This is a genomic window from Lacinutrix sp., from assembly GCF_023299985.1.
Lineage (GTDB): Bacteria > Bacteroidota > Bacteroidia > Flavobacteriales > Flavobacteriaceae > Lacinutrix.
The window spans coordinates 1-13,378 of sequence record NZ_JALZVX010000192.1 but is presented as its reverse complement, the minus strand read 5'-3'; the positions used below and the strand labels follow the sequence as shown (position 1 = coordinate 13,378).

The 13,378-nt window shown below is 29.9% G+C and carries 14 protein-coding genes, 1 tRNA gene and 1 pseudogene; 6 read left to right on the top strand and 10 right to left on the bottom strand.

Annotation, left to right across the window (positions count from 1 at the left end; genetic code table 11):
* Positions 1 to 5: 5 nt before the first annotated feature.
* The 10 genes and pseudogenes from Q0C58_RS10435 to Q0C58_RS10390 all read right to left on the bottom strand — a co-directional run bounded on the left by Q0C58_RS10435 (position 6) and on the right by Q0C58_RS10390 (position 9,380).
* Positions 6 to 79: transfer RNA gene (locus tag Q0C58_RS10435), tRNA-Thr, on the bottom strand.
* 101 nt (positions 80 to 180) lie between these two features.
* A pseudogene (raiA, locus tag Q0C58_RS10430) lies at positions 181 to 483 on the bottom strand (ribosome-associated translation inhibitor RaiA).
* A gap of 44 nt (positions 484 to 527) precedes the next feature.
* Positions 528 to 1,418 carry a tyrosine-type recombinase/integrase gene (locus Q0C58_RS10425; protein ID WP_290701075.1) on the bottom strand — a complete coding sequence of 297 codons (891 nt, stop codon included), beginning with the start codon at positions 1,416 to 1,418 and terminating at the stop codon, positions 528 to 530.
* A gap of 33 nt (positions 1,419 to 1,451) precedes the next feature.
* Entirely contained in the window at positions 1,452 to 2,870 is a 1,419-nt protein-coding gene (locus Q0C58_RS10420) for a carboxypeptidase-like regulatory domain-containing protein (protein WP_290701072.1), read from the bottom strand.
* 88 nt (positions 2,871 to 2,958) lie between these two features.
* Complete coding sequence (locus Q0C58_RS10415) at positions 2,959 to 4,131, bottom strand: acyl-CoA dehydrogenase family protein (RefSeq protein WP_290701069.1); 1,173 nt, start codon at positions 4,129 to 4,131, stop codon at positions 2,959 to 2,961.
* 18 nt (positions 4,132 to 4,149) lie between these two features.
* The gene (locus tag Q0C58_RS10410) at positions 4,150 to 5,022 is read right to left on the bottom strand and encodes a helix-hairpin-helix domain-containing protein (protein ID WP_290701066.1); all 873 of its coding nucleotides are present in this window, start codon (positions 5,020 to 5,022) and stop codon (positions 4,150 to 4,152) included.
* A 38-nt stretch (positions 5,023 to 5,060) separates the two neighbouring features.
* Positions 5,061 to 6,662: an alanine/glycine:cation symporter family protein gene (locus Q0C58_RS10405; protein WP_290701063.1), complete on the bottom strand. Its 1,602-nt coding sequence runs from the start codon at positions 6,660 to 6,662 to the stop codon at positions 5,061 to 5,063.
* 93 nt (positions 6,663 to 6,755) lie between these two features.
* Complete coding sequence (locus tag Q0C58_RS10400) at positions 6,756 to 7,781, bottom strand: TrkA family potassium uptake protein (protein WP_290701060.1); 1,026 nt, start codon at positions 7,779 to 7,781, stop codon at positions 6,756 to 6,758.
* 3 nt (positions 7,782 to 7,784) lie between these two features.
* Positions 7,785 to 8,012 (bottom strand): PspC domain-containing protein, encoded by a 228-nt coding sequence (locus Q0C58_RS10395; RefSeq protein ID WP_290701057.1) that lies wholly within the window; start codon positions 8,010 to 8,012, stop codon positions 7,785 to 7,787.
* Between the two features lie 90 nt (positions 8,013 to 8,102).
* Positions 8,103 to 9,380, bottom strand: a complete 1,278-nt coding sequence (locus Q0C58_RS10390; RefSeq protein ID WP_290701054.1) for a DUF2851 family protein — start codon at positions 9,378 to 9,380, stop codon at positions 8,103 to 8,105.
* Positions 9,381 to 9,503: 123 nt separating this feature from the next.
* Here Q0C58_RS10390 and Q0C58_RS10385 point away from each other — a divergent pair, with 123 nt between their 5' ends.
* From Q0C58_RS10385 to Q0C58_RS10360, 6 genes are all read left to right on the top strand, one after another.
* Positions 9,504 to 10,067, top strand: coding sequence for a TetR/AcrR family transcriptional regulator (locus Q0C58_RS10385; RefSeq protein ID WP_290701051.1), 564 nt, complete (start codon positions 9,504 to 9,506; stop codon positions 10,065 to 10,067).
* A 134-nt stretch (positions 10,068 to 10,201) separates the two neighbouring features.
* Positions 10,202 to 10,426 (top strand): hypothetical protein, encoded by a 225-nt coding sequence (locus Q0C58_RS10380; RefSeq protein ID WP_290701048.1) that lies wholly within the window; start codon positions 10,202 to 10,204, stop codon positions 10,424 to 10,426.
* 14 nt (positions 10,427 to 10,440) lie between these two features.
* Positions 10,441 to 11,187: an SDR family oxidoreductase gene (locus Q0C58_RS10375; protein ID WP_290701045.1), complete on the top strand. Its 747-nt coding sequence runs from the start codon at positions 10,441 to 10,443 to the stop codon at positions 11,185 to 11,187.
* Between the two features lie 40 nt (positions 11,188 to 11,227).
* Positions 11,228 to 11,584: a hypothetical protein gene (locus Q0C58_RS10370; protein ID WP_290701042.1), complete on the top strand. Its 357-nt coding sequence runs from the start codon at positions 11,228 to 11,230 to the stop codon at positions 11,582 to 11,584.
* A gap of 581 nt (positions 11,585 to 12,165) precedes the next feature.
* Positions 12,166 to 12,636: a nuclear transport factor 2 family protein gene (locus Q0C58_RS10365; protein ID WP_290701039.1), complete on the top strand. Its 471-nt coding sequence runs from the start codon at positions 12,166 to 12,168 to the stop codon at positions 12,634 to 12,636.
* A gap of 91 nt (positions 12,637 to 12,727) precedes the next feature.
* Complete coding sequence (locus Q0C58_RS10360) at positions 12,728 to 13,231, top strand: hypothetical protein (protein ID WP_290701035.1); 504 nt, start codon at positions 12,728 to 12,730, stop codon at positions 13,229 to 13,231.
* Positions 13,232 to 13,378 lie beyond the last annotated feature (147 nt).

The window sequence follows — 13,378 nt, the reverse complement described above, 5'->3', positions numbered from 1 at the left end:
TTAAGAGCCGATGGAGGGACTCGAACCCACGACCTGCTGATTACAAATCAGCTGCTCTAGCCAGCTGAGCTACATCGGCTTTTATTACATTTTTTACGTATAAAAAAAGCCCGCTATTTCTAACGGACTGCAAATGTAAATATTTATTTAGTTATTCAAAAATATTTTTCATAAATATTTTCATAAATATGATCTTAATTTTGCTTTTTTCTTTTTTGACTGTCTTTCTAACGATGCAACTGCTATATCTGCTCCTTCTTCAAACCATTTACATTGCTTTTTTACCACAAAGCTAACTCCTGGAATACTTACTCGTACTTCAAAAATTTTATTTTCCTTACTACTTGTATTTTAAACTTTTAGAAACACATCAGGTTTTATAACTTTATCGTAGAAATTCTCTAATTTATTCATCCTTTCTTGAATAAAATTTAGTAATTCTGGATTTGCGTTGAAATTTACCGCTTGCGTATTAACTTTCATAAGCTTAAATTTAAATTAGTTAAACAGTTGTTTATTTCTAGCTGTTACTTTTTACTTCTTGGGTGTGCTTTGGAATACACTTTTTTAAGTTCGGCTATACTATTATGTGTGTAAACCTGAGTAGCAGCTAAACTTGAATGTCCTAAAAGTTCTTTAACAGCATTTAAATCTGCACCTTGATTTAATAAGTGGGTCGCAAATGAGTGCCTTAGTATATGTGGACTCTTTTTTACCTTATTAGATGCTAGACTAAAATACTGTTTTATAATTCTGTAAACAAGAGTTTCGTATATTTTAACTCCTTTTTTTGTTAAAAAAAGTGCCTGATTATCTATTATAGGATTGACTTCTATTCGTATCTTAAGGTAATTTTGAAGTGTTTTTATTACTGAGTTTAATAATGGAACATAGCGTTCTTTATTTCTCTTACCTAAAACTTTTAGCGTTCTATTTCCAAAGTCTATATCTGATAATTTTAAATTAACCAACTCTATTCTTCTAATTCCAGTAGAATAAAATAATTCTATTATAAGTTTATTTCTTACACCTTCGTAATCATCTTCATATTGCAATTCATCTAATGCTATAACAATTTCTGATTCAGAAAAAGGTACTTGTATTTTTTTACTAGTTTTTAAAGCTTTGTGTTTTATTAACGGATTTACATCGATATCTCCTATTTTTAATAAAAATCTGTAATAAGAATTTAATGCTGAAACTTTACGATTAATACTTCTATTTGATATTTTAAACTCTACTAGTTGTACAATCCAACTTCTTATTTGAGAGTAGTTAGCTTGACTTAATTGAGAATCATCAAATTCCTCAACTAAAAATGTTTGAAAAGAATTAATATCGTTTGTATAGGCTTTTACAGTGAGATTAGAGTAGTTTCTTTCTAACTGAAGGTAGTTTACAAAAGCTTTAATAGACATAGTTAATTTTTAGTAACGTAGTAAAAAGCACTACTAATCTTTAAATAATGATGCTCTTTTGCTTAAATCTTGAATTAGTTTTTCTTCATCTTCACTTTCTAATAAGACATTGTATGTTTCCCAAAATTCTTTATCATATGGTTTAGAAGAAAAAATATCCATATCCCATTTATTTTCAAGCGCTGTATTAATTTTATCATGATCTAGGACAATGTCCGAAAACAATATTTCTTGTATAGTATAGTAAAAACGCTCTTCTTTGTTAAATTGCTCTGCAAACTGTTCGTCTTGCTTACTTTTTGGTTTAAAACCTACGTTAACTAGTTTTGGAGTTTCGTAATAAATATAATTAGGGTACATTTTGTCTTTATACTCTTTATAGTTTATTACTAACTTGTGATTAACTTCTGTGTCGAACAAGCGTTTGCTTCTGCTCTTTTGTTCTTTTGAAGCTGCTAACAATTCGTATTCTACTTTTTTAATAGCAAAATTATCATAATAGATATATAACCAACCTTTAGCTTCGAAGCCTTCGTTATAAATACCTTTAGTTCCCAAACCTACATACTCTTCACCTTTAGTAATTTTGATTTTATATAGCTTACGTTCGTTATCTACCAAAATGGTATCTAATTTGAATTGGTGATTTTCTAAAATACCATCTCCAAATAATGCTTTTTTACCCTCTACATTTCTAAACATATTAAGTTTTCCTTGAAATATATTTTGAAGTCCGTTTACTCTATTATCATTCCATTTAATAGATTTTTTTAATAGTGCCGTTTTTACTTGGCTTCTTCTTAAATTTTTAGGATTTGTTTTTATTGTAGAATTTTGATTTAAATATGAAGCATAAGTAAATAAGCTATCTACATCTCTTAAATCATAACTTTTACGCATTTGATCTACGTTTATTTTTAAATGCTTTTTCGCAGAAACAGCATACCCAGAATCGTAAACAGATATAGCGCTCTCAATTAACCATTTAAATTCCTTTTTATTACGTTCTTTATGCCTTAAAAATCCTTTTTGAATGTATGAAGAATCTGGCATTGTTTGTGGCAGTCTCTCAATTGCTTTTAGCACAATTTCATTTCCTGTTTTTGGTCTTGCTTCTGCCTCTAACACAACCTCATCTAAAGATGCTACTGCTTCTACTAAGTAAATTGGCTCTAAAGGATCGTACTGTTCTAGCGGTATTTTTTCTGTAGAATAACCAATAGAAGAAACCACTAAAGTATCTGTTACATTATCTTTTGGAATTCTAAGCACAAATTTTCCATCTGCATTTGTTATGGTTCCTATTGCTGTACTTCTAATATAAACACTTGCACTTTCTATAGGTTCATCTTTAAAAAAATCTACAACTTGGTTGTTTATTTCTTTTTGTGCAAATGTAATTGTGGTACATAAAAAAAATAATATGTATAATATTTGATTTGGATTTTTCATCTTAAAAAGTTAATATTTAATATTATGACCTCTTTTTATTAACAAAGATAATTCTAAATTATTAAAATAAACTCAGTAAAATAATGCTTTAGTGTTTTACAGCTGGTTTGTACTCTTTTTTATCGATTACCATTTTAGCGATAATTTCTCTGAGTATTTCTGATGTTCCTCCACCAATAGGTCCTAGTCTACTATCACGCAATAAGCGTGCCATTGGATATTCTTCCATGTAGCCATAGCCTCCTAACATTTGTAAACATTGGTAAATAACCTCGTCTGACATTTTTGTAGAACGTAATTTTGAAATGGTTGCTTCTTTTACAACGTACTCGTCTTTATCTAGTCTAGCAGCTACCGAATAATTAAATTCTTTACATACTTCCATATCTGCATAGCAATCTGCCATTGTGTGACGTAATGCTTGAAATTTATTTATAGTTTTACCAAAAGCTTGACGTTCTGCCATATATTTTACTGCATACTCTAAAGCAAATTCTGCTCTGGCATGAGCATTAATTCCCATTATTAAACGTTCTGAAGCGAAGTGTTGCATGATATATGGAAAACCTTTTCCTTCTTCTCCCATTAAGTGGTTTGCTGGAATAACAACATTATCGAATGCTAATTCTCCAGTGTCTGATGCTCTCCATCCCAACTTATCTAATTTAGTTGCGCTTAAGCCCTTAGTATCTCTATCTACAATAAACATACTAATACCCTTATTACCTAGTTCTGGACTCGTTTTCGCAGCAACTACTATATAATCGCTATACACACCATTTGTGATAAAAGTTTTAGAACCGTTTAACACATAAGTGTCTCCTTTTTTAACAGCAGTGGTTCTCATTCCTGCAACATCACTACCACCAAAAGGTTCGGTAACAGCCATTGCACCAATCATTTCTCCTGTAATACTTTTTGTTAAATATTTATGCTTAATTTCTTCACTTCCTTCTGCGTTTACATGAGTCATCGCTAAGTAAGCATGTGCCCACATTGCTGCAGCAAAACCTCCAGAATTTATTTTTTGAAGTTCTTCTAGAAAGATAACAGTGTAGAATAAATCTAAATCCATTCCACCATAAGCTTCTGGATATGCTATACCAAAAAAGCCCATTTCTCCAAATTTCTCCCAAATAAAACGCTCTATATGACCAGTTTCTTCCCATTTGTCTATATGTGGCACGACCTCTTTTTTTAAGAAATCTGTTAAACTTTGTCTAAATAAATTATGTTCTTCGGTGAAGTATCTGTTATCCATTTTTGTTATATTCTAATTTTACTGTAAATATAACTTAATTATCTCCAATTTTTTTAGTGGAAAGCCTTTAACTTTTGTTAATTCTTCAAAAGAATCAAATCCTTCATGAAGTGTTCTAAACTCGATAATGTTATGAGCGATTTCGTAATCTATAAACCTAACAGTTACTAACTCTGCTTTTGATGCTGTATTTAAATTTATTCTACTAATTGCCTTAGGTGTTTTTAAGCTGAAGGATTTTTTAAGTTCGCTAATTGTTTCGGGTTTTAATCCATACACTTCGTTTAACTCTATAATAGAAACAAAGCCGTTTTGCTTTGTTCGATACTTAATAATTCGTTCTGAAAAAGCTTCTCCAATTCCATATACTTTTTGAAGCTGTATTGCAGTTGCAATATTTAAATCAATTTTCTGAGTTTCGGTTTTAGGTGTTTCTTTTGAAAATGAATTAGAATATTGTTTTTTAGGTTTTGGGTTTGTTACCCAATCTGGAAATTTAAAGTAAGGTGAAATTTTATTAAAAATAGAATCTGAAACTTTTGTGACTTGTTGAAATTGTTTTGCTGAGTTTACCCATTGGTTTTTAGCTCTAAACTTTTTCAATCTATTAATTTCTTCACTAGACATACCTAAAGTATAACCTTTATAATCTGTAACAAAATTTGGATTAAAAGGATAGATTTTTGGTTTTCTGTTTTCAATTTCAACTAACTTTAAAGAATCGATTTCTTTTTGAAATAATTGTAATGCTTTTGAGTCTACAATTATGTCTTCTGAAGAAAAACTAACATACGCATAAACACATTGAAAAGCAATGATGAGTAATAGCAATAAAAAAATCCCATTTCGTTGTTGTTTTGTAAACACGAAATGGGATTTTAAATTATTCATCTTAAGATTTTTATAAGATGAAGTTACAACATATTTTTTTATTCGGCTTTTTCTTTAATAGCTTTCATAAATCTATTAAGTTCTTCTCTAACTTTTGGAGCTAGTAAAACAAGACCAATCATGTTTGGTACCATCATAGCAAAAATCATGGCATCAGAGAAGCCAATTACAGATCCTAAACTGATTGAAGCACCTACTATAACAAATAAACAAAATAATGTTTTATATGCATATTCCATTTTTTTACTTCTTCCGAATAAAAATGCCCAACCTTGATATCCATAGTAAGACCATGAAATCATTGTACTAAATGCAAATAACACTACTGCAATTGTTAGTACGTAAGGGAACCAAGAAATTGCAGATTCGAATGCTCCAGATGTTAATAATATAGCATCAGCGTCGTTTAATCCTGCGTTTGCTGCAGTTACGTTTCCTGTAATTACCAATACTAAAGCTGTCATAGTACAAACCACAACTGTATCTATAAAAGGTTCTAATAAAGCAACCATACCTTCACTTGCTGCATATTTAGTTTTTACAGCTGAATGCGCTATAGAAGCCGAACCAATACCTGCTTCGTTTGAAAAAGCTGCACGTCTAAATCCTTGAACTAACACACCTATAAAACCACCTGCTACACCTTCTGGACTAAATGCACCATCAAAGATTTGCATAAAAGCATCTCCTATCATATTATAATTAGTAATAATTACAAATAAAGAAGCAGCAACATAAATAACAACCATGAATGGTACAATTTTATCTGTTACTTTGGCTATTTTTTTAATTCCTCCAATAATTACAATACCAACTAACACTGCCATTACTAAACCAAATACCCAACGGTATCCATTAATAAATGACTCCTCTCCACCTGTCATGTGTTGAAATAATTGAGCTGCTTGATTTACTTGAAACATGTTACCACCTCCAAAAGAACCACCAATAACAAATACTGCAAAAATAGCTGCTAGTACTTTTCCTAAGCCAGTGAAACCTCTTTCTTTTAATCCTTTTGTTAAGTAGTACATTGGACCTCCAAAAACAGTTCCGTTTTCGTCGATATCTCTATATTTTACACCAAGTGTACATTCTACAAATTTTGATGCCATACCTAATAATCCAGCAATAATCATCCAAAATGTTGCGCCTGCTCCACCAATTGAAACAGCAATAGCAACACCTGCTATATTTCCTAAACCTACTGTTGCAGATAAAGCAGCTGTTAATGCTTGAAAGTGACTTACCTCTCCTTCGTGATCTTCAATTTTAATAGTCTCTATTGCATCTCCTCCTGGTGTAGAGTCTCCTGCTACTTTTAAATCTTTGTTATCATGACCATCTATGTGGTCATATTTTCCACGCACAATATTTATAGACGTAAAGAAACCTCTTATGTTTATAAACTTAAAATAGAATGTAAAATAAAGTGCTCCTAAAATTAAAGGAAATAATACCCAAAATATTTTAATACCTCCACCAAAATCTATTTGATAAAAGATAAAACTTACAAACCATCCTGTTGCATCTCCAAAAGCTTTATCAATCTTTTGATCGATACCTAGCTCAGAAGCTTCTTGAGCCAGTGATAAAAGTGGTAATATTAATGAGAAAATTGAAAAAAGATATTTCTTCATAATTAGTTGTTGTTAGTTAATTGTTAATTTAAGAATAGCAAGATGCAAAAAATTGCCGAGTTTATAAAATAGCAGTTGTTAAAAAGCACGCTATTAATCTAAATCGTAAATAGAATTAAGCTCTTGTATTTGTTCTGGTCGTCCTAAGACTATAACTTTGGAGTGTGGCACTAGTTTTATTTCGGCTTCTGGATTTACAATATAATCTCCATCACTTCCTTTAAAGCCTATTACTGTACAACCTGTTTTATTTCTTAAGTCTAAATCTTTAATAGTCTGTACTTTATGCGATGTATTGTAGAGTTTATCTACCTCTATTTCTTCTATGTTTACATTCTCGTTTCCACCAATAGAAAGGTTATCTATAAACTCTATTAAATCTGGAACTACCACTAAAGATGCCATGTGATCTCCACCAATTCTATCTGGTAAAATAACATTATTAGCACCAGCTAATTTTAATTTTTGATATGATGTTTCTTGAGACGCACGACTAATTATACATGCGTTTCTATTTAGTTGTCTTGCTGAAAGCACAACAAATAAATTATCTGCATCGTTAGGTAAAGCAGATATAAGCGTACTTGCTCTATCTAAACCTGCCTGCATTAATACTTCGTCTTCATTAGCATTACCAAAAACCATAGGTAACATTTGGTTTTCGTTCTTTTCTATAACCTCTTTGTTTTTTTCTATAATTACAAAAGGTTTTTTATAAGACATTAGTTTTTTTGCTGCCTGCTTTCCATTTCGCCCATAACCGCAAATAATGGTGTGATTCTCGAGACTATTAATTTTCTTTTGCATTTTTTTTCTTTTTAAATCGTCTAGATTATTAGTACTTAGAATATATTCTGTAATAATGGATAATGCGTAACCTACAATTACCACACTTGATAATATTAAAAATACAGTAAATATTTTAGAACTATCATCAAGCGGTTGCACTTCTCCAAAACCAACGGTTGTAATGGTAATAACCGTCATGTAAATTGCATCAACCCAAGAATATCCAGATATTATTTTAAACCCTAAAACACCTGTGCATATAACTAATACTAATAGCGTTATAGCTAAATATATTTTAGTTTTAAAAAATTTAAGTAGCGAATTTACCATGTATTATAAATCAAAAACCGATGTTCTTTTAGTATAAATTATATCTTTTATACGCATCCAGAAAGCTAAGAATAAATATAATGCAAAACCAAATCCAACAGTTACAAAAGTTAAATACATAAATGAAGTGCGCACAATTTTAGCTCGAATACCTATTCTATCTGCAATTCGCTGACAAACATGATAGCCTCGCTTTTGAAAAAACAATAATAAAGTATGTGCAGTTTGCATATTGCAAGGTAATAAAACCTTTCCGGTTTTAATTCTAAATTAAATTATAAAGTAACATTGTTTTAAAAGAATAAAAATATGATTTTATAGTTAGTGTGCTTTGTTTAAAACCGAATTTCCAATAGCACATTGTAAACATTTATTTTTATCGCAATATTCGGTTTTAAGCTGAAGCAAAGCCTGAGATTCTAAAGCAGATTTTGATACTTTTTTTAAACTATTAAATGTATTAACTATACTATTTTTTTCCGAAGCGATTTGATGCAGTAATTGTATAATTTCTTCGTCTATAGATTTACCAAGCTGCTTAGCATAACTAAACTTTAACGGAATAATAGTATTAATTAAAAGTAAGTCTATAAACGATTTAGTTAGTTTCTTTTTTAAAGCTTTAGATTCTTTATTAAATGTATAATGCGTTTCCCAAAACTTAGAAGTCTCTACAGTAAATAATTTATAAAAATCGTCTAAATTTTTAGCTTCTATAACTTTTGAAAACACATTTTGATGCACATGATACATGTTAGCCAATTGAGACAACCTTATGGTTGGAAAGTTTGGTGGACGCAACCTGAAAAATTGTAATGGTGTTACATTTTGCGAAGACAATCCAAACTTCTGTTTTAAAAACTGATATTCTTTCTCTAGTTCTAAGTAATAGACCTTTTGGCAATCATCTTCTAACAATCCTGCTTGCCCAAATACCAAAGCTTCTAAACTTGATAGTTTAGATTGCTGTTTTCTTATTATTGAAAAATCAAAAGAATTTGCAACACTTGCAAAGGCCTCACCATTAACTTTTAGCCCAAAGTTTTTAGATAACATCTTAAATAAAACGGCTTCCCAATTATTTGTGCTTTGTTTTAATACAGTTGCAATATCGTTTGCCTTACGTTCTAAACGTTCAAAGTATAAACGCTCTAGCCAATTAGAAATAGTAAATTCTGGAATAGATACAAAATCGTTCTCGCAGTTTATCCATTTTTGAGTACTACTAAATAATTTTTGATAGTTACTTAAGGCTTCTTGAGTGACGTAGTGTTTTAATTCTAATGTTGAAATCTCTGTATTGTCTTTTCTAAATATTTCTGTGTCATGCTCCCAAACTACATGCAAAATTACGTTGTCGTAATTACTATCTGTTTCATGATTATGCAAATACCAATCGCTAGATTTTATGTGTATTTCTAAATTTCCTGCCCAAGACTGTTCTCCAATGCTTACTTGTGCATTAAAAAAATCTGGTCCTGCATTATGGTTGTGCTCTCCTACTTTATTAATAGTAATTATGTTTCCCTTTGTAGTTTTAAGGTTTGTAGTTATTATTTTTTTATGTTTCCATAAATAATGAAGGAAGTCTTCTTGCATTGAACCAAAGTAGCAAATTATATTTAAAGTTTTGAATTTCTACGAAACAACTCAATAGTTAAATTTATGTTATAAAAAAAAGACCAACTTGTCTAGTTTTAGTATTTGTTTTACATTTGCAGAGTGAAACATTCTCAAGTAAGACATACAATTATAGAAACGGCTTCAGATTTATTCTATAAAAATGGTTATAACAGCACAGGCATTAATGAAATTATTGCCGAAGCTGGAATTGCAAAAGCAACCTTATATAATCACTTTAAATCTAAAGAAGCTATTTGTATTTCTTATTTACAACATAAGAATGATAGTTTTTTAGAAAGTGTCAAAATATATTGTGAAAGCAAACCAAAAGGAAAGCAGCAACTTTTAGCATTATTCAATTTTCTAGAATTATTTTACAAACAACCCGAATTTAACGGTTGTTGGTGTATTAAAACCATTGCAGAAATACCACAAGACAATATTTCTATTCGTACAGAAATACAAAAAGAGAAAAAAACATTTATTGCTTTAATTCAAGAATTAGTAATCGCAAACACTACATTACAATCTGAAAAGGAAATTATAGTACTAACAAAACAAATTTATTTATTGTACGAAAGTGCAGTTACCGAAAGCCATTTACATAAAGAAAGTTGGCCAATACAGGCTGCAAAATCACTTTGTAACAAAATATTGATTTAAAAAATTTACTAATAAAAAGACAGACTTGTAAGTCTTTAAAATAGAAACTAAAAAAAACGATCAATCAAAAATTGATCTTAGCAAATTTTTAAACTTATCCGAAAATGTTTTTCAACCAAATCCCGATTTTAAAATTGAAGGTCGAAGAACAGTTGTTACTAAATGATAATTATATAGACATCTCACAAGGCACTGTTATTAGAGTTGGCACAACCACAGAAATAGCTATTAGAAATAACAGTGATAGCGCATTTATCTTTATTGTAATGCAGGCAAAAGAAAACTCTTTAGAAGGCAACACATTATCGGACGGTTACGGTATTGAAAAAAGAAAATTAGAATTAAATATAAATAAATAATAAAAACTTAAACTATGAGTACATTACAAAACAAAACAGCAATTATTGTAGGAGGAACAAGTGGTATTGGTAAAGCAACTGCAGAACAATTATTAGCACAAGGCGCAACAGTGCATATTCTTGGTCGTAATACTGCTAAAGTTCAAGATGCTAATAACCTACACAAACATCAAGTAGATATTACAAACAAAAGTGAAGTTGAAGCACTTACAAAAACTATAGCCGCATTAGATAATGTAGATTATTTAGTAAACGCTTCTGGTATTTTTGGTCCAAAAGCATTTTTAGATCACACAGTTGCAGATTACGATTCTTACCAGGATTTAAACAGAGGTTTCTTTTTTATTACACAAGCTGTAGCTAATAAAATGAAAGAGACTAATGGAGGATCTATTGTAAATGTAGGTTCAATGTGGGCAAAACAAGCTGTAAAAGCAACACCTTCTTCTGCTTATTCTATGCAAAAAGCAGGTTTACATTCACTTACACAACATTTAGCTATGGAGCTTGCAGATCATAAAATTCGTGTAAATGCGGTTTCTCCAGCAGTTGTTTTAACATCTGCTTACGACTCAGCTTTTGGTGGTGCAGACGAAGCTTCTAAAGCACTAGAAGGTTTTAATGCGTTTCACCCAATAGGAAGAAATGGAACTGCAGATGATGTAGCTAATAGCATTACTTTTTTACTATCAGACAAAGCTGCTTGGGTAACTGGAGCAATTTGGGATACAGATGGTGGTGTACGCGCAGGACGTAATTAAGAAAATCTTATAAAAATTTAAAGCTCATAATCTAAAGGTTATGGGCTTTTTTATTTCTACAAATAAAGAAAAAAAATTAAAATGTAACATTCTAAATCTTATATACATTAATATTACAATGGGAACCTACGGAAGATTTAATACACATAATGTTAGAGTGAAACAACTAAAGCATGAAAAAACTAAACGATATAAAAATATTCGTTTTGTAATACAAGAAAGTGGTTCTATAAATAATAGCTTTAAAAAAGTAGATAAAGCAACCTTAAAAAAGATAAAACTAGAAATTAAAACAAAAGCGAATAAAAAGAAGCGTCTTAATAATATATTACATTTTTTACTATCAATTTTAGTACTTTGTTTTATGGTTATGTTTGTGAATTGGACTCTGAATTAATAAAAACATACAGCTTTTGCCTTAGTTTATAAACTTGCCTCTATTATTTTTTTAGACTAACTTCGCTTAAAGCTTTATATAAACATTGGAACGATTTTATATAAGAGAGCATTAACCATTACCTAATGAACATCCAAAATAATAAACACCTATTACTTTTGATTTCATCAATTTATTTTGGGTGTCAAAATGAACCTAAAATAGACGGAAATTATTACGTGTGTGAAAAGGTTACTACTCTGAAATTTATATCAAAAATGATTCAATAAGGCTAGCATGGGATACAAATGGAGATAATCTAACAGAATGGCAAAAAATGAAAGTTAAAAACGACACTCTCTATTTCATGCAGTTTGGACATCTAATTGACTCTATTAGAGGTGAAATGAAGTATGTTGGAAATGATAGAATGGAATTTCAATATATCATAGGTTCAGGGAAATATAGTTTCGATGGAGTAAACACTCTAAATCGTATAAATAATGAGTTAAACTTCAAATCAGTTAAAGAATTCTGGAGAGAATTTAAAAAAAGGCAAAATTTTGCAAATTGCCTAAGTAAATCAAAAAAAAAAAAACTAAATGAGTAATCAAGAAATAATAAAAAAGTTTTACACCTCTTTTTCTAATGGCAACGTTAATAGCATGTTAGAATGTTATCATAAAGATGTAGTGTTTCAAGATGCTGTATTTGGAAAGTTAAAAGGAGAAAGAGCATTTAAAATGTGGGAAATGTTACTTTCTCAAAAAAAAGAAGATACTAAAATTAGCTTTGATAGTGTTGAAGCAACTAATGAAAACGGAAAAGCAAATTGGGTAGCAGACTATGTGTATGGAGACAAAAAAAGAAAAGTTATTAATAAAGTAAGCGCAAATTTTAAATTTAAAGATGGTAAAATTATAGAGCATATTGACACTTTTAATTTGTGGAAATGGACAAGGCAAGCACTTGGTACTACTGGAATTTTAATTGGATGGACACCTTTTATGAAAAACAAAATTCAACTTACCACTAACAAAAAATTAGACACATTTATTGAAGCTCAACATTAAAACAAGCAAAACACATTATTTGTTAACTAAAGAATTTATGTTAAGTTTTTGCTTTTATATCGTCTAAAAATAAAACTTAAAAAAAATCATTTTGAAAAAACACATTGTAATACTTCTTTTATTTGTTTCTAGTTTTTCTTTTGCTCAAAGTATGACAAACGAAAAATTGGATATTATTTTTAAAACAGTTAGTGATAGTATTCAAGGACAAGAAGGAAGATGGCAGTTTTTAATTAACGACAAACCAATTATTTGTATCACTGATGAAAACCACAACAGAATGCGAATAATATCACCAATTGCTGAATTGTTTAAACTTGATGAAGAAACAAAAACCAATGCATTAGAAGCTAATTTTCATACTGCTTTAGATGTTAAATATGCTGTTTCAGATAATTTACTTTGGTCTGTATTTATCCATCCTTTAAAAGAGTTAACTGTAGCACAAGTTAAAGATGCCGTAAAACAAGTGTATTTTGCTAATGTAAATTTTGGTACTACTTATTCAAGTACACCATTAATATTTCCTGGAAGAGAAGAGAATAACGAAAAAGAAGAAGAACCTCAAGAAGAACTTCATCAAAAAAGAATATAAGTTTAGCTTGCTAAATAGAGGTTTAAAAACTTATAGAATATAAAAAAGGACACTATCCCAAAATCTGTGTAAGTTAAAAACTCAGGATTAAATTATTTATAGTTTAATCCTTTTTTCAAATATAGCTAAAAATTGATTTAGTATGAT

Coding starts and splice junctions, on each gene's coding strand:
- Q0C58_RS10425 (WP_290701075.1), bottom strand. CDS start 1,418: ATGTCTATTAAAGCTTTTGTAAACTACCTTCAGTTAGAAAGAAACTAC.
- Q0C58_RS10420 (WP_290701072.1), bottom strand. CDS start 2,870: ATGAAAAATCCAAATCAAATATTATACATATTATTTTTTTTATGTACC.
- Q0C58_RS10415 (WP_290701069.1), bottom strand. CDS start 4,131: ATGGATAACAGATACTTCACCGAAGAACATAATTTATTTAGACAAAGT.
- Q0C58_RS10410 (WP_290701066.1), bottom strand. CDS start 5,022: ATGAATAATTTAAAATCCCATTTCGTGTTTACAAAACAACAACGAAAT.
- Q0C58_RS10405 (WP_290701063.1), bottom strand. CDS start 6,662: ATGAAGAAATATCTTTTTTCAATTTTCTCATTAATATTACCACTTTTA.
- Q0C58_RS10400 (WP_290701060.1), bottom strand. CDS start 7,781: ATGGTAAATTCGCTACTTAAATTTTTTAAAACTAAAATATATTTAGCT.
- Q0C58_RS10395 (WP_290701057.1), bottom strand. CDS start 8,012: ATGCAAACTGCACATACTTTATTATTGTTTTTTCAAAAGCGAGGCTAT.
- Q0C58_RS10390 (WP_290701054.1), bottom strand. CDS start 9,380: ATGCAAGAAGACTTCCTTCATTATTTATGGAAACATAAAAAAATAATA.
- Q0C58_RS10375 (WP_290701045.1), top strand. CDS start 10,441: ATGAGTACATTACAAAACAAAACAGCAATTATTGTAGGAGGAACAAGT.
- Q0C58_RS10370 (WP_290701042.1), top strand. CDS start 11,228: ATGGGCTTTTTTATTTCTACAAATAAAGAAAAAAAATTAAAATGTAAC.
- Q0C58_RS10365 (WP_290701039.1), top strand. CDS start 12,166: ATGAGTAATCAAGAAATAATAAAAAAGTTTTACACCTCTTTTTCTAAT.